The 18,786-nt window shown below is 61.8% G+C and carries 18 protein-coding genes; 14 read left to right on the forward strand and 4 right to left on the reverse strand.

Features of this window, described 5'->3' with window-relative positions:
• Positions 1-89: 89 nt before the first annotated feature.
• The 13 genes from ABID19_RS20080 (at position 90) to ABID19_RS20140 (ending at position 15,003) form a co-directional block, all read left to right on the forward strand.
• Positions 90-983: a dihydrodipicolinate synthase family protein gene (locus ABID19_RS20080; RefSeq protein ID WP_354492695.1), complete on the forward strand. Its 894-nt coding sequence runs from the start codon at positions 90-92 to the stop codon at positions 981-983.
• Positions 984-1,089: 106 nt separating this feature from the next.
• The gene (locus ABID19_RS20085; protein WP_354492696.1) at positions 1,090-1,440 is read left to right on the forward strand and encodes a GNAT family N-acetyltransferase; all 351 of its coding nucleotides are present in this window, start codon (positions 1,090-1,092) and stop codon (positions 1,438-1,440) included.
• Positions 1,440-2,693 carry an NAD(P)/FAD-dependent oxidoreductase gene (locus tag ABID19_RS20090; RefSeq protein WP_354492698.1) on the forward strand — a complete coding sequence of 418 codons (1,254 nt, stop codon included), beginning with the start codon at positions 1,440-1,442 and terminating at the stop codon, positions 2,691-2,693. Before ABID19_RS20085 ends, ABID19_RS20090 begins: the two co-directional genes overlap by 1 nt.
• A gap of 13 nt (positions 2,694-2,706) precedes the next feature.
• Positions 2,707-3,708 (forward strand): 4-hydroxyproline epimerase, encoded by a 1,002-nt coding sequence (locus ABID19_RS20095; protein ID WP_354492699.1) that lies wholly within the window; start codon positions 2,707-2,709, stop codon positions 3,706-3,708.
• A gap of 335 nt (positions 3,709-4,043) precedes the next feature.
• Positions 4,044-4,946 carry a branched-chain amino acid ABC transporter permease gene (locus tag ABID19_RS20100; protein WP_354492700.1) on the forward strand — a complete coding sequence of 301 codons (903 nt, stop codon included), beginning with the start codon at positions 4,044-4,046 and terminating at the stop codon, positions 4,944-4,946.
• 4 nt (positions 4,947-4,950) lie between these two features.
• Entirely contained in the window at positions 4,951-6,546 is a 1,596-nt protein-coding gene (gene livM, locus ABID19_RS20105; RefSeq protein ID WP_354492701.1) for a high-affinity branched-chain amino acid ABC transporter permease LivM, read from the forward strand.
• Complete coding sequence (locus ABID19_RS20110) at positions 6,546-8,066, forward strand: ATP-binding cassette domain-containing protein (RefSeq protein ID WP_354492703.1); 1,521 nt, start codon at positions 6,546-6,548, stop codon at positions 8,064-8,066. Before livM ends, ABID19_RS20110 begins: the two co-directional genes overlap by 1 nt.
• A complete protein-coding gene (locus ABID19_RS20115) occupies positions 8,066-8,794 on the forward strand; it encodes an ABC transporter ATP-binding protein (protein WP_354493007.1) in 729 nt (242 codons plus the stop codon). Before ABID19_RS20110 ends, ABID19_RS20115 begins: the two co-directional genes overlap by 1 nt.
• 18 nt (positions 8,795-8,812) lie before the next feature.
• On the forward strand, positions 8,813-9,160 hold the full coding sequence (locus ABID19_RS20120) for a DUF6867 family protein (protein ID WP_352928285.1): 348 nt from the start codon (positions 8,813-8,815) through the stop codon (positions 9,158-9,160).
• A gap of 139 nt (positions 9,161-9,299) precedes the next feature.
• Positions 9,300-10,418, forward strand: coding sequence for a branched-chain amino acid ABC transporter substrate-binding protein (locus tag ABID19_RS20125; protein WP_354492705.1), 1,119 nt, complete (start codon positions 9,300-9,302; stop codon positions 10,416-10,418).
• Between the two features lie 188 nt (positions 10,419-10,606).
• Positions 10,607-14,065: a pyruvate carboxylase gene (gene pyc, locus ABID19_RS20130; RefSeq protein ID WP_354492706.1), complete on the forward strand. Its 3,459-nt coding sequence runs from the start codon at positions 10,607-10,609 to the stop codon at positions 14,063-14,065.
• 171 nt (positions 14,066-14,236) lie between these two features.
• The gene (locus tag ABID19_RS20135; protein WP_023719653.1) at positions 14,237-14,497 is read left to right on the forward strand and encodes a DUF2312 domain-containing protein; all 261 of its coding nucleotides are present in this window, start codon (positions 14,237-14,239) and stop codon (positions 14,495-14,497) included.
• A gap of 50 nt (positions 14,498-14,547) precedes the next feature.
• A complete protein-coding gene (locus ABID19_RS20140) occupies positions 14,548-15,003 on the forward strand; it encodes a hypothetical protein (protein WP_354492708.1) in 456 nt (151 codons plus the stop codon).
• A 125-nt stretch (positions 15,004-15,128) separates the two neighbouring features.
• On the opposite strand, the gene ABID19_RS20145 is transcribed toward ABID19_RS20140, so the two are convergent.
• On the reverse strand, positions 15,129-15,638 hold the full coding sequence (locus ABID19_RS20145) for an arsenate reductase ArsC (RefSeq protein WP_354492709.1): 510 nt from the start codon (positions 15,636-15,638) through the stop codon (positions 15,129-15,131).
• Positions 15,639-15,853: 215 nt separating this feature from the next.
• On the opposite strand from ABID19_RS20145, the gene ABID19_RS20150 reads away from it, so the two are divergent.
• Positions 15,854-16,198, forward strand: a complete 345-nt coding sequence (locus ABID19_RS20150; protein WP_352928275.1) for a hypothetical protein — start codon at positions 15,854-15,856, stop codon at positions 16,196-16,198.
• A gap of 49 nt (positions 16,199-16,247) precedes the next feature.
• On the opposite strand, the gene msrB is transcribed toward ABID19_RS20150, so the two are convergent.
• The 3 genes from msrB to ABID19_RS20165 form a co-directional block, all read right to left on the reverse strand.
• Positions 16,248-16,652 (reverse strand): peptide-methionine (R)-S-oxide reductase MsrB, encoded by a 405-nt coding sequence (gene msrB, locus ABID19_RS20155; RefSeq protein ID WP_027152870.1) that lies wholly within the window; start codon positions 16,650-16,652, stop codon positions 16,248-16,250.
• A 107-nt stretch (positions 16,653-16,759) separates the two neighbouring features.
• Positions 16,760-17,557 carry an MBL fold metallo-hydrolase gene (locus ABID19_RS20160; protein WP_354492710.1) on the reverse strand — a complete coding sequence of 266 codons (798 nt, stop codon included), beginning with the start codon at positions 17,555-17,557 and terminating at the stop codon, positions 16,760-16,762.
• A gap of 32 nt (positions 17,558-17,589) precedes the next feature.
• Positions 17,590-18,780: a vWA domain-containing protein gene (locus ABID19_RS20165; RefSeq protein WP_354492711.1), complete on the reverse strand. Its 1,191-nt coding sequence runs from the start codon at positions 18,778-18,780 to the stop codon at positions 17,590-17,592.
• Positions 18,781-18,786: the final 6 nt, after the last annotated feature.

Raw genomic sequence — 18,786 nt, forward strand, 5'->3', positions numbered from 1 at the left:
ATATATTTTGCATATATCATAGCAGATTCCGTGTTGACAGCGGTTTTCCTAACAAATATACGACTGATATATCAGTTGGAGCGACCGCTATGTGGACCGGAGTTTTCCCCGCCGTCACGACCAAGTTCACCGAGGACGACCACCTCGACCACGCCGAGATGGAGCGTTGTTTCGCCCTACAGATGGAGGCCGGCTGCGACGGCATCATCGTCTGCGGCTCGCTCGGCGAGGGGCCGATGCTGTCGCATGACGAGAAGATCGAGGTGCTGAAGACGGCGCAGAAGATCGCCGGTAACAAGCCGGTCCTGCTGACGGTCAACGAAGCCGGCACGCGCGAGGCGGCGGCGATCGCCCGCCGCGCCGCCAAAGAGGGCGCCAACGGGCTGATGGTGGTGCCGAGCCCGATTTATCATACCAACGCCGAGGAGACGGTCGCCGCGCTGCGCGCTGTCGCCGAGGCCGGTGACCTGCCGGTCATGATCTATTCGAACCGGCTTGCCTACCGCGTCGATGTCACCGTCGATCAGATGGAGGAACTGGCGAAGGACAAGCGTTTTGTCGCCATCAAGGAGTCCTCCGACGACATCCGCCGCTCGACCGAAATCATCAATCGCTTCGGCGACCGCTACGATCTGTTCACCGGCGTCGACAATCTGGCGTTCGAGGCGCTGTCGGTCGGCGCCATCGGCTGGGTGGCGGGACTGGTCACCGCATTTCCGCGCGAGACGGTCGCCATATATCAGTTGATGAAGCAGGGCCGCCGCGAGGAGGCGCTGAAAATCTACCGCTGGTTCCGGCCGTTGCTCGACCTCGACGTGTCGACCTATCTGGTGCAGAACATCAAGCTCGCGGAAGTCTTGGCGATCAACACCAACGACCGCGTGCGCATGCCGCGCCAGCCGCTGTCGGGCGAGCGCCGCAAGGCGGTCGAGAAGATCGTCAGGGATGCGCTGGCGGTGCGGCCGACGCTGCCGACGTTTTGAGGCAGGTTGTATGCCGTCTCGGGTCTATCTCAAGCGCCTCGAAAGTAGTGGAGATTGGGCGGCATATCACCGTATTCGCAGACGGGTTCTTTGGGAGGACCGGGGCTTGGATGGCTATGACGAACGGCATCCCGACGACCGTCTTGCGAGCAATCACCCGCTTCTCCTCATGCACGAAGGCACACCAGTAGGCACTGCCAGACTGGACGTTACTGGTCCGCGCCTCGGCGTTGTCAGGCTTGTCGCCATTGAAGCGAATCTGCAGCGGCGTGGCCTGGGCCGGCTTCTCATGCAGGAAGTCGAGAGCTATGCCCGCCGCGTTGGTTTGGAGCAGCTTGAGGTCAATGCCGCCAAGGAGGCAGAGGGATTCTATCAAAGCCTCGGCTGGGTGGCCGTTCGGTCCGACCGGGAAAACCCATTGATGACAAAGTCCCTCAGCCCTGGGGAAATCCAATAGTGACGGCTCCAAACCGGACATTGGACATCGCCATTGTCGGTGGCGGTATCATCGGGATCTGTGTCGCCGCCTATCTGGCGGAGGCAGGGCGAAACGTCACGATCTTCGATCGGACGGGGATCTGCGAGGAGACGAGTTCCGGCAATGCCGCCGCCCTGGCCTTTTCCGATGTGCTGCCGCTGGCCCACAAGGGGATGATCAGGCAATTGCCAAAATGGCTTGCTGATCCGCTCGGCCCGCTCAGCATCCCGCCCGCCTATCTGCCGAAGCTGCTGCCCTGGCTTGTCCGCTTCTGGCGCGCCGGACGAAGCGACCGCTACGAGGCCAGCCTCGCGGCGCAGGCAGGCATGATGCGGCTCGCCGAAGCCGAATGGGTCGGGCTGATGGCGCGCTCGGGCACGACAAACATGCTGCGCGAGGACGGCTCGCTCGAACTTTACGAGAGCGAGGCCGAATTCAAGGCGTCGCTGCCGGGCTGGACGGCGAGGCAGCGGTTCGGCATCGGCTTCAGCCATGTCGAGGGCGATGCTCTCGCCGCCTTGCAGCCGGGCCTTTCGCCGCGTTTCGTCAGGGGCACTTTCGTGCCGGGATGGAAGACCGTCGCCGACCCCAAGCTGCTTGGCAAGGCGATCTGGGCCTATGCCGAGGCCAAGGGTGCGCGTTTCGAAAGAGCTGGGGCCGACCATGTCGGAGCGGGGCAGGACGGCGCGACATTGACACTGGCCGACGGCACGGTGCGGCAAGCAAAGCACCTCGTCATCGCCGCCGGCGCGTGGTCGCATCTCCTGGCAAAACATCTCGGCGACCGCATCCCGCTTGAAACCGAGCGCGGTTACAACACAACGCTGCCGAAGAGCGCCTTCGAGGTGAAGCGGCAGCTGATCTTCTCCGGGCATGGCTTCGTCATCACGCCGCTTGAAACCGGTGTGCGCGTCGGCGGCGCAGTCGAGCTCGGCGGCATTAAGCGGCCGCCCAACTATAACAGATCGAAAGCGCTGCTCGACAAGGCACAACAATTCCTGCCGGGGCTTGATCCGGCCGGTGGCCGCGAATGGATGGGGTTCCGGCCATCGCTGCCGGATTCGTTGCCGGTGATCGGCGGCGCCAGGCAGGCCGGCACGATCGTCTATGCCTTCGGCCACGGCCATCTTGGCCTGACCCAGGCGGCTGCCACCGGACGCTTGATCCGCGATCTCATTCTCGGCCAAAATCCGGTGTTTGATCTGTCTCCGTTTTCTCCGAACCGCTTCTGACGGGATCTCTAGAATGGCGCGCCACTCCTTCTTCTGCATAGACGGTCACACCTGCGGCAATCCGGTGCGGCTTGTCGCCGGCGGCGGACCGCTGCTCCAGGGCGCGACGATGATGGAGCGGCGGGCGCATTTCCTGGCTGAGTATGACTGGATCCGCACCGGGCTGATGTTCGAGCCGCGCGGCCATGACGTGATGTCCGGTTCGATCCTCTATCCGCCGACAAGGCCCGATTGCGACATCGCCATCCTGTTCATCGAAACCTCGGGCTGCCTGCCAATGTGCGGTCACGGCACCATCGGCACGGTGACGATGGCCATCGAGCACGGGCTGATCAAGCCGAAGACACCTGGCATGCTCAGGCTGGACACGCCGGCCGGCGTGGTCACCGCCGAGTACAAACAGGTCGGCGACCACGTTGAAGAGGTGCGCATCACCAACGTGCCGTCCTTTCTCCATGCCGAGGGGCTGACCGTCGAATGCCCAGGGCTCGGCGAGATCAGTGTCGATGTCGCCTATGGCGGCAATTTCTACGCCATCGTCGAGCCGCAGAAGAACTATCGCGACATGGCCGAGCATTCCGCCGGCGACCTCATCGCCTGGAGCCCGGTGGTGCGGCAGCGGCTCAACGAGAAATACTCTTTCGTGCATCCGGAGAATCCCGGCATCGACCGGCTGTCGCATATGCTGTGGACGGGTGCGCCGACCGACAGCCAGGCGGATGCGCGCAACGCCGTCTTCTACGGTGACAAGGCGATCGACCGCTCGCCTTGCGGCACCGGCACCTCGGCGCGGATGGCGCAGCTTCACGCCAAGGGCAAGCTTAGGGCCGGCGAGGATTTCGTCCATGAATCGATCATCGGCTCGCTGTTCAAGGGCAGGGTCGAGAAGGAGGTCACGGTGGCAGGCAAGCGAGCGATCATTCCTTCGATCGGCGGCTGGGCGCGCATGACCGGATTGAACACGATCTTCATCGATGATCGCGATCCGTTCGCGCACGGATTCATCGTCAAATAGAGGCAATCCTGACCCAGGGAAAGCAAAGGAACGCGATGATCGACCGCCTCGGCGGCGCAATGATCCCGCTCTTCAACTTATTTTGACGACGATTCCTTCGAAAAGAGATGCATGTCGACGCCGAATCATCAAAGACATTGCGTTATGCCAATGATAGGTTCCGCGATAGTCCAGAGGCCGGAAGGGAAAAGAACGGGCAATCCGATTGCGTGCTTCAAAATCACCCATGACGATTAAAAAATGACGTTGCAATCCGGGCTCGAAACTTTACGACTAGGGGAAATACGAAAAGGAATGCGTCTGCATGGGCGACATTCCAGGGGAGCAACGACAGCATGCAGTATTTTGTCCAGCAGCTTATCAACGGGCTGACGCTGGGATCGATCTATGGGCTGATAGCGATCGGCTATACGATGGTCTACGGCATCATCGGCATGATCAATTTCGCCCATGGCGATATCTTCATGATCGGCGCCTTCACCGCCCTCATCGTTTTCCTCATCCTCGGCGCGCTGTTCTATTCGGTTCCGGTGGTGATCGCGCTGCTGGTCATGATGATCGTCGCGATGCTGTTGACCAGCCTGTATAACTGGACGATCGAGAAGGTGGCCTACCGCCCCTTGCGCGGTTCGTTCCGGCTGGCGCCGCTGATCACCGCGATCGGCATGTCCATCGCACTGTCGAACTTCGTCCAGGTGACGCAGGGTCCGCGCAACAAGCCGATCCCGCCGATGGTCAGCCAAGTCTACAACATCAATGGCATCAGCGTGTCGCTGAAGCAGATCATCATTGTCATCGTGACAGCGCTGCTGCTGGCGCTGTTCTGGTATCTGGTGAACAAGACGTCGCTTGGACGCGCGCAAAGAGCCTGCGAGCAGGACCGCAAGATGGCGGCGCTGCTCGGCATCGACGTCGACCGCACGATCTCGATCACCTTCGTCATGGGAGCGGCCCTTGCGGCGGTCGCCGGCACGCTGTTCCTGATGTATTACGGCGTCATCGCCTTCTCCGACGGTTTCACACCAGGCGTGAAGGCGTTCACGGCGGCCGTGCTCGGCGGCATTGGCTCGCTGCCCGGCGCCGTGCTCGGCGGGCTGATGATCGGCTTCATCGAGAGCATGTGGTCGGCCTATTTCTCGATCGACTACAAGGACGTCGCCGCCTTCTCCATCCTGGCGATCGTGCTGATCTTCCTGCCTTCCGGCATTCTGGGCCGGCCAGAAGTCGAAAAGGTCTGAAATCATGGCCGTCACTGTATCTCCGGAGCGCGACGTCGTCGCCACCCCTGTGCAGCGCGCCACGCGCGAGGCGCTTTATGCCGGCGCCATCGCGCTTGGGCTGTTCGTGCTGTTCATCGGCCTGAGGACCGATCAGAACATCTCGAACGAACTGATCCTTGTGCAGCGCTGGTGGCTTCTCTTTACCGTGGTTGTGCTGACCATGGTCGGACGCTTTGTCTATGTCGCCTATGGCCAGCCCTTCCTGGCCAAACAGAAGATCGCCGACATCGCTACCGGCCTGTTGCCGGACAGCGTGGCGACGCGATTCTTCCGGTTGCCATATTTCATCGCAGCCATCGCCGTAGTCGCGGTGCTGGCTGTTCTGGCCGGCTCCCTCGATGGTTTGCTGGGGCCTGGTCTTGCCGGTTATGCGCGGTTTGCGCGAGCGCTGGCGATCATCTATGCCCTCGCCTCGGTGCTGTTCTATTTCCGCAGCTTCATTCATGCCCACTTCTCGGTATTGGGCATCGCCGCACTGGCGGTTTATCCCGTCGTCGTCGTGCTGGTGCTGGCGCTGTACAGCGGATCGATGATGGGCGGCTTTCAGGGCTCACTGAAATGGGTCGATAATTTCGGCATCCAGATCCTGATCTATGTGATGTTGGCGTGGGGATTGAATATCGTCGTCGGCCTCGCCGGCCTGCTCGATCTCGGCTATGTCGCCTTCTACGCCGTCGGCGCCTATGCCTATGCGCTGCTGGGCACGCATTTTGGCCTGTCGTTCTGGATCCTGCTGCCGGCCGCCGGCGCCATGGCCGCCTTCTGGGGCGTACTACTCGGCTTCCCGGTGCTGCGCCTGCGCGGCGACTATCTGGCCATCGTGACGCTGGCGTTCGGCGAGATCATTCGTCTCGTGCTGATCAACTGGCGCGAGGTCACCAACGGTTCGGCCGGCATTTCCGGCATCCCGAAGGTCACCTTCTTCGGTCTGATGTCGTTCAACGTCTCGGATCCGAACTATATCGCCAAGGTGTTGGACATCGCCACATCGAGCGCCTACTACAAGATATTCCTCTACTATCTGATCCTCGGGCTCTGCCTGCTCACCGCCTTCGTTACCATAAGGCTCAGGCGCATGCCTGTCGGCCGCGCCTGGGAAGCGCTGCGCGAGGACGAGATCGCCTGCCGCTCGCTCGGCATCAACACCACCACCACCAAGCTCACTGCTTTTGCCACCGGCGCTATGTTCGGCGGCTTCGCCGGCTCGTTCTTCGCCGCGCGGCAAGGTTTCGTCAGCCCGGAATCCTTCATCTTCCTGGAATCGGCGATCATTCTCGCCATCGTCGTGCTCGGCGGCATGGGCTCGCTGGTCGGCATTGCCGTCGCCGCCATGGTGATGATCGGCGGCACCGAGGTGCTACGCGAACTCGATTTCCTGAAGCAGGTGTTCGGTCCGGATTTCACGCCGGAACTCTACCGCATGCTGCTATTCGGCATGGCCATGGTCATCGTCATGGTTTGGAAACCGCGCGGGTTCGTAGGCAGCCGTGAGCCGACCGCCTTCCTCAAGGAGCGCAGGGCCGTATCCGGCTCCTTCACCAAGGAGGGCCACGGCTGATGAGTGATGCGAGCTCGATTCAGAAAGCCAACCCGGGTATGAACGACGCGATCCTGCAGGTCGACCATCTGTCGATGAAGTTCGGCGGTCTGGTCGCCATCGGTGACCTGTCCTTTCAGGCCAGGCGCGGCGAGATCACCGCGCTGATCGGGCCGAACGGCGCCGGCAAGACCACCGTGTTCAACTGCATCACCGGTTTCTACAAACCGTCGGAAGGCATGATCACGCTCAATCGGCGCGACGGCTCGAGCTATCTGCTCGAACGCCTGCCTAATCATGAGATTCCGGCGCGCGCCAAGGTGGCGCGCACCTTCCAGAACATCCGCCTGTTCTCGGGCATGACGCTGCTGGAGAATCTGCTGGTGGCGCAGCACAACAAGCTGATGAAGGCGTCAGGCTATACCATCCTCGGCCTGTTCGGCTTCAGCGGCTACCGAGCCGCGTCGGCCGAGTCGATCGAGCTCGCCAAGCATTGGCTGGAAAAGGCCGATCTCCTCGATCGAGCCGACGATCCGGCCGGCGACCTGCCCTATGGCGCGCAGCGACGCCTGGAGATCGCGCGGGCCATGTGCACGGGCCCGGAACTGCTCTGCCTCGACGAGCCGGCCGCCGGTCTCAACCCGAAAGAATCGATGGCGCTCAACGCGCTGCTGATGGACATCAAGGACAATACGGGCACCTCGATCCTGCTCATCGAGCACGACATGGCGGTGGTCATGCAGATTTCCGACCATGTCGTGGTGCTCGAATACGGGCGCAAGATCTCCGATGGCAGTCCGCAGGCGGTACGCACCGATCCGCGTGTCATCGCCGCCTATCTCGGCGTCGAGGACGAGGAAGTCGAGACGGTGCTGACCGAGGTCGGCGACGAAGACGTCATCGAGCAACTGGATACGGGTCCGGATTCGGCGCACGGCCCGGGCACGTCATCGTCCTATTTCGCCGGACCGGTGACCGATACGGTCGGCCATAGCGAGGGTGAACGCGTCACGGTGTCGAAGGGCGCCTCGAAAGCAGGGCAGTTCGATGCGAGGTCGAGTGCGGCAGCAAGCAAGGCGGCCTCCCCGGCGGCAGCCAAGCCCAGCGCGAAATCTTCTGCCGCAAAACCCTCCGCGGCAATGCCAAGCACCAAAGCTCCGGCCAAGTCTAAGGCCGCCGGCGTTTCGAACCGGCTCGCAGCACCGCGTGGCGGAAAGGCCGACAATCTGACCCGCATCAAGGGCATCGGCACGGTCAACGAGAAGAAGCTCAACCAGCACGGCATCTTCCATTTCGACCAGATCGCGGCATGGAAGAAAGCCGACATTGAGGCCGTTGAGGCCTATCTTGCCTTCGACGGACGCATTGCGCGCGAGGAGTGGATTGGCCAGGCCAAGCTTCTTGCCGCCGGCAAGGAGACGGAATTTTCGCGCCGCGTCGATGCCGGGAAGGTGGAGACGAGCCATCCCTCCGGCCGTGCTTCCGGAAAGACTGGCAAAGCAGCTGCGCCTGCGGCGGGCAAGCGCGGAGGGCGTAAATGATGGCCGGCACAACGCTGCTCGATATCAAGGGCGTCCAGACCTATTACGGCAACATCAGGGCGCTGAACGGCGTCGACGTCACCGTCAACCAGGGTGAGATCGTGGCACTGATCGGCGCCAACGGCGCCGGCAAGTCGACGCTGATGATGACTATTTTTGGTGCGCCGCGGGCGCGGGCCGGCACCATCACCTTCGCCGGCACCGACATAACCCAGATGCCGACCCATGAGATCGCGCGCATGCGCATCGCCCAGTCGCCGGAGGGAAGGCGCATCTTCCCGCGCATGACGGTGATGGAAAACCTGCAGATGGGCGCCAGCCTCGACAACCTCAAGCATTACGACGAGGACGTCGAGAAGGTGTTCACGCTGTTTCCGCGCCTGAAGGAGCGCATTGCCCAGCGCGGCGGCACGCTGTCGGGCGGTGAGCAGCAGATGCTGTCGATCGCACGTGCGCTGATGGCGCGGCCGAAGCTGCTCCTGCTCGACGAGCCTTCGCTGGGCCTGGCGCCGCTGATCGTCAAGCAGATCTTCGACGCCATTCGCGAGCTGAACCGCACGCAAGGACTAACCGTGTTCCTGGTCGAGCAGAACGCCTTTGGCGCGCTGAAGCTCGCCACGCGCGGCTATGTCATGGTCAACGGCAATGTGACGATGAGCGGCACCGGCAAGGAGCTGCTCGCCGATCCGGACGTGCGCGCCGCTTATCTCGAAGGCGGCCATCACTGAGTTCAGGAGATATCAATTATGCAGGGCATTCTCTATGAGGAACCCTCGGTCTGGCAGTTCTTCTTCGTCACCTGCCTGCTCGGCGGTTGGGCGGCATGGATGACGGGCAAGGCCTGCGCCCAGACGTGGCGCAGCCTCATCCAATTGTTTGCCTATCTGCTCGGCCTCGGCATCGTCGTAAGATTCATCCATCACGCGCTGTTCGAGGGCACGATGTTCTCGTTGCAGTACTACATAGTCGACACCATCGTCCTGATGATATTAGGCTTCATCGGCTATCAATACACACGCACCAACCAGATGGTGACACAGTATAATTGGCTCTACGAAAGAGCATCGCTTTTGAGCTGGAAACCAAAAGGTTGATGTTCATCATTAACGTCGTTTCGGGGATGAATCGGCGTGACAAGTGCCTGAAAATCGGCAAAGTACCCTTTCTGCGAGTAAAAGTGGGCATCGCATGAAAGCATCATTCACGCCCACTCTGTAAATGGGAGCGTTTTACATGAGAAAATCACTTTTGTCCGCCGTCGCCCTGACCGCGCTCGTCGCGTTCAGCGGCAGCGCGTGGGCTGACATATTGGTTGGCGTCGCCGGTCCGATCACCGGTCCGAATGCCGCCTTCGGCGCGCAGCTGCAGAAGGGCGCCGAACAGGCGGTCGCCGATATCAATGCGGCGGGCGGCATCAATGGCGAGCAGATCAAGCTCTCCGTTGGCGACGACGTCTCCGATCCGAAGCAGGGCATCTCGGTCGCCAACAAGTTCGTCGGCGACGGCGTCAAGTTCGTGGTCGGCCACTTCAACTCGGGCGTTTCGATCCCGGCATCGGAAGTCTACGCGGAAAACGGTATCCTCGAGATCACGCCGGCCGCGACCAATCCGCAGTTCACCGAGCGTGGCCTGTGGAACACGTTCCGTACCTGCGGACGCGACGACCAGCAGGGCAGCATCGCCGGCGCCTATCTCGCGGCAAACTTCAAGGACGCCAAGGTTGCGGTCATCCATGACAAGACGACCTATGGTCAGGGTCTTGCCGACGAAACCAAGAAGGCGATGAATGCCGCCGGCGTGACGGAAGTCATGTATGAAGGCGTCAATGTCGGCGACAAGGACTTCTCGGCGCTGATCGCCAAGATGAAGGAAGCCGGCGTTTCCATCATCTATTGGGGCGGCCTGCACACCGAAGCCGGCCTGATCATCCGCCAGGCGGCTGACCAGGGCCTCAAGGCGACGCTGGTTTCCGGCGACGGCATCGTGTCGAACGAGCTTGCCTCGATCGCCGGCGATGCGGTCGCGGGCACGCTGAACACGTTCGGCCCGGATCCGCGTCTGATCCCGGCGAACAAGGAACTCGTCGAGAAGTTCCGTGCGCAGGGCTTCGAGCCGGAGGCCTACACGCTGTACTCCTATGCCGCCATGCAGGCTATCGCGGCAGCCGCGACGGCTGCCAAGTCGAACGACCCGCAGGAAGTTGCCAAGGCTCTCAAGGCCAACGGCCCGTTCAAGACGGTGCTCGGCGATCTTTCTTATGACGCGAAGGGCGATCCGACGCTGCCTGGCTACGTCATGTACGAATGGAAGAAGGGCGACGACGGCAAGTACACCTACATCCAGAAGATGTAAGCCTGTCGACGACGACAATTCCCGAATGCCCGGCGCTTCGCGCCGGGCATTCTTTCGTTGGACTTCTGTTCAACGGCCAAAAGTGATTTAAATCGGTTTAAACGCCGCCCGATTTTGTTTGCGCTGCAGCATTTTCGCGTTAATCATGGCGCCAGTTCCCTTCCCCGTCAGCGTCTGGAGCCTTGTCCTTGGCAATTACGAAGATCCTTGTCGCCAATCGGTCCGAAATCGCCATCCGGGTTTTCCGCGCGGCCAACGAACTCGGCCTCAAAACCGTGGCGATCTGGGCGGAGGAGGATAAATACTCGCTGCACCGGTTCAAGGCCGACGAAAGCTATCAGGTCGGGCGCGGGCCGCATCTGACCAGGGACATGGGGCCGATCGAAAGCTATCTGTCGATCGAGGAAGTGATCCGCGTCGCCAGGCTTTCGGGCGCCGATGCCATTCATCCGGGCTACGGGCTGTTGTCGGAAAGCCCTGAATTCGCCGAAGCCTGCGCCAAGGCCGGCATCATCTTCATCGGGCCGAAGCCGGATACGATGCGCAGGCTCGGCAACAAGGTCGCGGCGCGCAACCTGGCGATCGAGGTCGGGGTGCCCGTGATCCCCGCCACCGATCCGTTGCCGGATGACATGGAAACGGTCAAGGAACTGGCCAAGGAGGTCGGCTATCCGGTGATGCTGAAGGCATCGTGGGGCGGCGGCGGCCGCGGCATGCGCGCCATCCGCTCCGAGGCCGACCTTGCCCGTGAGGTGACGGAGGGCAAGCGCGAGGCGAAAGCCGCCTTCGGCAAGGACGAGGTCTATCTCGAAAAGCTGATCGAGCGCGCCCGCCATGTCGAGGTTCAGGTGCTGGGCGACACACACGGCAATGCCGTGCACCTGTTCGAGCGCGATTGCTCCATCCAGCGCCGCAACCAGAAGGTGGTCGAGCGCGCGCCGGCGCCGTACCTCGAAATGTCATCGCGCGAAGAGCTTTGCGATTACGCGCTGAAGATCGCCCGCGAGACGGACTATATCGGCGCCGGAACGGTCGAGTTCCTGCAGGACGCCGACACCGGAAAATTCTACTTCATCGAGGTCAATCCGCGTATCCAGGTCGAGCACACCGTCACCGAGCAGGTGACCGGCATCGACATCGTCAAGGCGCAGATTCACATCCTCGATGGTTTCGCCATCGGCACGCCGGAATCGGGCGTGCCGGCGCAGAAGGATATCAGGCTCAACGGCCACGCGCTGCAGTGCCGCATCACCACGGAAGATCCCGAGCATAATTTCATCCCCGACTATGGCCGTATCACCGCCTACCGTGGCGCCACCGGTTTTGGCATCCGCCTCGACGGCGGCACCGCTTATTCGGGCGCGGTCATCACCCGCTTCTACGACCCGCTGCTGGAGAAGGTGACGGCCTGGGCGCCGACGCCGGCCGAAACCATCGCCCGCATGAACCGGGCGCTACGCGAGTTCCGTATCCGCGGCGTGGCGACCAACCTTACCTTCCTCGAGGCGATCATCAATCACCCGAGTTTCGCCGACAATTCCTACACGACCAAGTTCATCGATACGACGCCGGAACTGTTCGCGAGCGTGAAGCGGCAGGACCGCGCGACCAAGCTGCTCAACTACCTGGCCGACGTCAGCGTCAACGGCCATCCCGAGACGCGCGGCCGGCCGCAGCCGAAGGCGGATGCGGCACCGCCCATGGTGCCCTATCTCAACGGCAATGTGCCCGATGGCAGCAAGCAGAAGCTCGACGCGCTGGGGCCGGAGAAATTTGCGGCTTGGATGCGCGCGCAAAAAGAGGTGCTGGTCACCGACACGACGATGCGCGACGGGCACCAATCCCTGCTCGCGACGCGCGTGCGTACCTATGACATCGCCGGCATTGCCGGCACCTATGCGCGCGCGCTGCCGCAGCTTTTGTCTCTGGAATGCTGGGGCGGAGCGACATTCGACGTCGCCATGCGCTTCCTCACCGAAGACCCGTGGGAACGGCTGTCGCTGGTGCGCGAGGCAGCGCCCAATTTGTTGCTGCAAATGCTTTTGCGCGGCGCCAACGGCGTCGGCTACACCAACTATCCCGACAATGTCGTGCAGCATTTCGTCAAACAGGCCGCCGCCGGCGGCATCGACCTGTTCCGCGTCTTCGACTGTTTGAACTGGGTCGACAACATGCGAGTCGCCATGGATGCGGTCGGCGCCGAGGGCAGACTGATCGAAGCGGCGATCTGCTACACCGGCGACATACTCGACCCGGCCCGAGCCAAATACGACCTCAAATACTATGTCGCGTTGGCCAAGGAGTTGCAGGCGGCCGGCGCCCATATCATCGCGGTCAAGGACATGGCCGGGTTGCTCAAGCCGAGTGCTGCCCGCGTCTTGTTCAAGGCGCTGCGCGATGCGACCGATCTGCCGATCCATTTCCATACCCACGACACTTCAGGCCTGTCGGCGGCGACGGTGCTTGCGGCGGTGGACAGCGGCGTCGATGCAATCGATGCCGCGATGGACTCGCTGTCTGGCAACACCTCGCAGCCTTGCCTGGGCTCGATCGTCGAGGCGCTGAAGGGCACCGAGCGGGATCCGGGGCTCGACCCGCAATGGATCAGGAATATCTCGTTCTACTGGGAGGCGGTGCGCAACCAGTATGCCGCCTTCGAAAGCGACCTGAAAGGGCCGGCCTCGGAGGTCTACCTGCACGAAATGCCGGGTGGGCAGTTCACCAACCTCAAGGAACAGGCGCGCTCGCTCGGTCTGGAGACGCGCTGGCACGAAGTGGCGCAGACCTATCACGACGTCAATTTGATGTTCGGCGACATCGTCAAGGTGACGCCGTCGTCCAAGGTTGTCGGCGACATGGCGCTGATGATGGTAAGCCAGGACCTGACGGTTGCCGATGTCGAAAATCCGGCCAAAGATATCGCCTTCCCGGACTCGGTCGTTTCCATGCTGCGCGGCGATCTCGGCCAGTCGCCCGGCGGTTGGCCGGAGGCGCTGCAGAAGAAGGTGCTGAAGGGCGACAAGCCGATCACCGTGCGACCTGGCTCTCTGTTGAAAGCAGCCAATCTCAAGGCCAGCCGCAAGGAGATCGAGGACAAGGTCGAGCGCAAGCTCAGCGAATTCGAATTCGCCTCGTGGCTGATGTATCCGAAGGTCTTCTCCGACTTCGCCGCAGCCCAGGAAACCTACGGGCCGGTCAGCGTGCTGCCGACGCCGACCTATTTCTACGGCATGAAGCCGGAAGACGAGATCTTCGTCGACATCGAGAAGGGCAAGACGCTGGTGGTGCGCTGCCTGGCCATCGGCGATGTCGACGAGAAGGGCATGGTGACCGTGTTCTTCGAACTCAATGGCCAGCCGCGTCGCGTCAAGGTGCCGGACCGTGCCCATGGTGCCTCCGCCGCCAAGGCGCGCCGCAAGGCCGAGCCCGGCAACGAGGCACATGTCGGCGCGCCGATGCCGGGCGTGGTCTCGGCGCTTGCCGTTGCCGCCGGCCAGGCGGTCAAGGCCGGCGACGTGCTTTTGTCGATCGAGGCGATGAAGATGGAGACGGCATTGCATGCCGAGCGTGATGGGGTCATCGCCGAGGTGCTGGTGAGGGCCGGCGACCAGATCGACGCCAAGGATCTGCTGATCGCCTTCGGTTAAGGTGTGTTGATATTCAAGTGACCTGAATCTCAACACACCTTGGGGTGTGCCGAACCGTCCATGCCGCATCGATAACAGCTTGACCGGTCGCCCCCGGTCGGGCATCGAACCGCTGCAAATTCGCCGCGACACATTCCTGAGTCGCGGCATGGAAAACGACGCGGAGAAAAAATGGCCGACGATATCACCGAGACCAGCCAGACTGTTGCCGCCGGCCAGCTGCGAGCTTTCATCGAGCGCATCGAGCGGCTCGAGGAAGAGAAGAAGACCATCGCCGACGACATCAAGGAAGTGTTTGCCGAGGCCAAGGGCACCGGCTTCGACACCAAGGCGATGCGGTCGATCATCCGGCTGCGCAAGAAGGACCAGGCCGAGCGGCAGGAGGAGGAATCGATCCTCGATCTCTACAAAGCCGCACTCGGCATGGTGTAAGGCTGACAACAGCCCTGGCGCCGGTCGCGGCGCCCTCAACGGGTCGAGCCATGAGCGAATTCGACTTTGGCGTCCGCCGCGCCTCTGAATTCCGCCAACGCGGCTTCTGGACGCTGTTTGCGGAACGGCATCCGGAAGAAAGGGCTTTGATGGCGCGGCGCGGACCCTGGTTCTGGCAGCGCGGGCTGCCCGACTTCGCATTGGTCCTTTCCATGTATGTCGCGCCGGCGCAGAACCATGTCGGCGTCTTCTTCGGCCGCAACGAGAAGTTCGGTGCCACGGGAGCCTGGTCGCGATTGAAGCCGTTCCAGCCGGCGATCGAAGACAGGTTGAAGCTCAGGCCGGAACAGAGTTGCGAGGGCCTCGGCATCAATTCGCTGTGGCGGGTGAACTGCTATGCCGAGGACAATTGGCCAGCCATGGCCGACTGGCTGGTGACGGAAGCATCGCGTTTTGAGCGCGCCGTCGCCGAAGTTCTGGGCGACGGTGGCGAAGCCGATCGGTGAATTCGCGTCGCAGTGGCTTGAGCCTAGAGCAATTCCAGGAAAAGTGCGTAGCGGTTTTCCGTCCGGAATTGCGTAAAAACAAATACTTAGAGCGGTTCGGCGTTTCCGTGAAACGATGAACCGCTCTAGATCGGCTTCGGCGTGTCGCGGCCAATCGCATCGAGATGCTGTTGCAGCGCCAGGTGGTCGAGTGCATCCACCCGCAGATTGGTGAAAAGCGAGATGCGGTTGTTCAGCATGCGATAGGCGTCAGCAAAGGCGAGGTGCAGTTCGGCGTCGGTGCCGTCTGCCTTGGCTGGGTCCGGTATCGACCAGAGCGCGGTCATCGGATGACCCGGCCAGATCGGACAGGATTCGTTGGCGGTGCTGTCGCAAAGCGTGAAGATGAAATTCATTTCAGGCGCGCCGGGCTCGGCAAACTCGTCCCAGCCTTTCGAGCGGGCGAAGCTCGTATCGTAGTTGAGGCTTTCGAGCAGCTGCAGCGCGTAGGGATTAACCTCGCCTTTCGGTTGCGAACCGGCGGAAAAGGCCTTGAACCTGCCGGCACCGATCCGATTGAGGATGGCTTCTCCCATAATGGAGCGCGCCGAATTGGCGTTGCAAAGAAACAGCACGTTGTAGACATTATCGCTCATCTCAAGACCTCCTTGGCAGGTGACTGGATGATGGGGCGGCAGGTTGCGGCAAGGTGTCTTTGCCGAGATGCCAACAAGGGCGACGTAGAAAGGTTTCACGACCGTTTGATGACAATCTGCCAAATCATACGCGCGCGTGCCGATGATCGACCTGCGTTGACAGGCTTGCTGCCTTGGACATCTCTGCGGCAGTCGAACGAGAGAAGGCCGCATCGATGAGTGCGCCAGAAACCTTCAAAGGCGAAGACGGCAAGGCAAGCGACGCTTCGGGCTTCTTCCGCTCGCGCTGGCGAGGCACGGCCCCGCTCGACCGGCTGTTCTGGCGCGATCTTGTGCTTGTCGGCACGGCGATCAACATCGCATTCTCGGTGCTGGCGCTGATCCTGCTTGGGCTGAAGCTGCCGCTCGCCCTCGCGTTGGCGGTGCATTTCGCGCCGGTACCGTACAATTTCTTTCTGACGTTTGCGGTGTGGCGGACCGCCGAGCATACCGGCGGCATCAAGGCTTCGCTGATGACGCTGGGCGCTGTGCTGTGGCTGATAATGGTGGTGGTGATCTGACGCCCGCAAAGGGCGGCCGAAGCCGTCCTTTGCCACCGTCGAATTGCAATCAGGCAGCCGGCTCGAATTTCAGCGCGACGCCGTTGATGCAATAGCGCAGGCCGGTTGGCGGCGGGCCGTCCTCGAAGACGTGGCCGAGATGGCTGCCGCAGCGGGCGCAGTGGCATTCGGTACGGACCATGCCGTAGCTGCGGTCGACGGTCGTCTCGACCGAACCTGGCACCGGGTCGTTGAAACTCGGCCAACCGGTGCCGCTCTCGAATTTCAGCTTGGATTCGAACAGTGGCTGGTCGCAGCCGACGCAGGAAAAGGTGCCGGCGCGCTTCTCGTGAAGCAAGGCGCAGCTGCCTGGCCGCTCGGTGCCGTGGTTGCGCATCACCGCATATTGCTCTGGCGTCAGCCGCGCGCGCCATTCGGCATCGGTGCGGGTGACGGGGTAGGTGTGGCTATCCATCTTTTTGCCTCTTAGCTCATGCCGCTACTTGGGTTGCCTTCCCAACTTCGTTTAAAATAGGCATTCGTTACAGCGTTTGCCCGTATTTCGATGCCGCGAAGAATTCCTCAGGCGATCGCGGCGAGATACCGCGCAACGGACGCTGTAAATGCTGTCTTTGCATCTCCGATGACGTTCTGATTCCACCATGCGCCATAGATATGGTCGAACTCGAAAGGCTCCAACGCAGTCTTGATACCGAGCACTTTCGCCGCATTGAGCGGGATGTAGTTCGGATAGCTGTACATGAAACTGACATGGCGGCGGGTCGGCGTCACCTGCAAGATGTCGCCGGCCAGGATGGCGTCGCCGCCGTCGCGCTTCCAGTGCAGCACCTGGCCGCCGGCAAAGTGACCACCACAACGGATAAGTGTCAGCGAGGGATTTAGGGCACGCGTCTCGCCCTCCCAACTGATAACAGCCGGATGTGGTCGCATGATCCACTTGCGATCATCGGTGTGCAGGTAGATCGGCACGCCGCCAAACGCTTCGCTCCACTCGACCATTGCCGAATAATAATGGCAGTGCGAGATGGCGATCGCGGCCAGGCCGCCACGCCGGTTGATTTCGGCCACCGCCTCGTCGCTGACCATCGAGATACAGTCCCACAGCACATTGCCGTGCGGCGTTTGTGCCAGCAATGCCCGCTGACCGATGGCGAAGCGCGGCTCGATGCCGAAGGCGAGCACGCCGGCGTCGTCTTTCATCACGATCCGATGCTCGGCGGCGAGCTCTTCCGGCGTGATCCAGGCTTGGCCCTCCCAGCGCACATATTGCCGCTCGTCTTCGCAGATCGGGCAATGTTGCGGCGGCGCGGCTGCCGCCGCGAACTGGACGCCACATTGCAGACAGAGGAAACAGGTCATCGGTCTTCCTGTCTTGCGTTCCGAAAATCCACTCAGTGCTTCCTTGAAAGCTGTTTCGTCGCGGCTTCGAGCCCTGCGAGCGTCAGCGGAAACATGCGGCCGCCGAAGATGTCGCGGATCATGGCGACCGAATGAGTATAGCCCCAGTGTTTCTCATTTTCCGGGTTGAGCCATACCGCGTTCGGCCATTGCTGCAGCAGACGGCCGAGCCAGACGACGCCGGCCTCCGGATTCCAGTGCTCGACCGAGCCGCCGGGATACGCGATCTCGTAAGGGCTCATGGAGGCATCGCCGACGACGATCACCTTGTAGTCCGGACCGTATTTGTGGAGGAGGTCGAAGGTCGGAATCACCTCGGCATAGCGGCGGCGACTGTCCTTCCACACGCCCTCGTAGAGGCAGTTGTGGAAGTAGAAATATTCGAGCTGGCGGAATTCGGCGCGGGCAGCCGAAAACAGCTCTTCGACGCTTTTGATGTGATCGTCCATCGAGCCGCCGACATCGAAGAACATCAGCAGCTTCACGGCATTGCGCCGCTCAGGCCGTGTCTGCACGTCGAGATAACCATGTTCGGCCGTGGCGTGGATGGTGCCGGGCAGGTCGAACTCCTCCTCGGCGCCTTCGCGCACCCAGCGGCGCAAGCGCTTCAGCGCGATCTTGATGTTGCGGGTGCCGAGTTCGACGGAATCGTCGAAATTCCTGAATTCGCGCTTGTCCCAGACCTTCACCGCGCGGCGGTTGCGGCTCTCATGCTGGCCGATACGAACGCCTTCAGGGTTGTAGCCATAGGCGCCGAAAGGCGAGGTGCCGCCGGTGCCGATCCATTTCGAGCCACCCTGGTGGCGGCCCTTCTGCTCTTCCAGCCGCTGCTTCAGCGTTTCCATCAGCTTTTCGAAACCGCCGAGCGTCTCGACCAGCTTTTTCTCCTCGTCGGTCAGGTGCTTTTCGGCAAGCCGGCGCAGCCATTCCTCCGGAATGTTTTCGACATCGACCGCATTTTCGCCAGCCAGCGCTTCAACGCCCTTGAAGATACGCGAAAAGACCTGGTCGAAACGGTCGATGTGGCGCTCATCCTTCACCAGGGCTGCGCGGGCTAGATAGTAAAAACCTTCGACGTCATAGTCGACCAGCCCTGCCCCCAGCCCTTCCAGCAGCGACAAATATTCCCGGAGCGAGACCGGAACACGCGCAGCCTTCAGTTCGAGGAAGAAGGGGATGAACATCGCCCG

It is taken from the genome of Mesorhizobium robiniae (genome assembly GCF_040545535.1).
GTDB lineage: Bacteria > Pseudomonadota > Alphaproteobacteria > Rhizobiales > Rhizobiaceae > Mesorhizobium > Mesorhizobium robiniae.

Bases quoted from the DNA above. Each gene is read 5' to 3' on its own strand.
- ABID19_RS20080 (WP_354492695.1), top strand. From the start codon at position 90: ATGTGGACCGGAGTTTTCCCCGCCGTCACGACCAAGTTCACCGAGGAC.
- ABID19_RS20095 (WP_354492699.1), top strand. From the start codon at position 2,707: ATGGCGCGCCACTCCTTCTTCTGCATAGACGGTCACACCTGCGGCAAT.
- ABID19_RS20100 (WP_354492700.1), top strand. From the start codon at position 4,044: ATGCAGTATTTTGTCCAGCAGCTTATCAACGGGCTGACGCTGGGATCG.
- livM (WP_354492701.1), top strand. From the start codon at position 4,951: ATGGCCGTCACTGTATCTCCGGAGCGCGACGTCGTCGCCACCCCTGTG.
- ABID19_RS20110 (WP_354492703.1), top strand. From the start codon at position 6,546: ATGAGTGATGCGAGCTCGATTCAGAAAGCCAACCCGGGTATGAACGAC.
- ABID19_RS20115 (WP_354493007.1), top strand. From the start codon at position 8,066: ATGGCCGGCACAACGCTGCTCGATATCAAGGGCGTCCAGACCTATTAC.
- ABID19_RS20120 (WP_352928285.1), top strand. From the start codon at position 8,813: ATGCAGGGCATTCTCTATGAGGAACCCTCGGTCTGGCAGTTCTTCTTC.
- ABID19_RS20125 (WP_354492705.1), top strand. From the start codon at position 9,300: ATGAGAAAATCACTTTTGTCCGCCGTCGCCCTGACCGCGCTCGTCGCG.
- ABID19_RS20135 (WP_023719653.1), top strand. From the start codon at position 14,237: ATGGCCGACGATATCACCGAGACCAGCCAGACTGTTGCCGCCGGCCAG.
- ABID19_RS20140 (WP_354492708.1), top strand. From the start codon at position 14,548: ATGAGCGAATTCGACTTTGGCGTCCGCCGCGCCTCTGAATTCCGCCAA.
- ABID19_RS20145 (WP_354492709.1), bottom strand. From the start codon at position 15,638: ATGAGCGATAATGTCTACAACGTGCTGTTTCTTTGCAACGCCAATTCG.
- ABID19_RS20150 (WP_352928275.1), top strand. From the start codon at position 15,854: ATGAGTGCGCCAGAAACCTTCAAAGGCGAAGACGGCAAGGCAAGCGAC.
- msrB (WP_027152870.1), bottom strand. From the start codon at position 16,652: ATGGATAGCCACACCTACCCCGTCACCCGCACCGATGCCGAATGGCGC.
- ABID19_RS20160 (WP_354492710.1), bottom strand. From the start codon at position 17,557: ATGACCTGTTTCCTCTGTCTGCAATGTGGCGTCCAGTTCGCGGCGGCA.
- ABID19_RS20165 (WP_354492711.1), bottom strand. From the start codon at position 18,780: ATGTTCATCCCCTTCTTCCTCGAACTGAAGGCTGCGCGTGTTCCGGTC.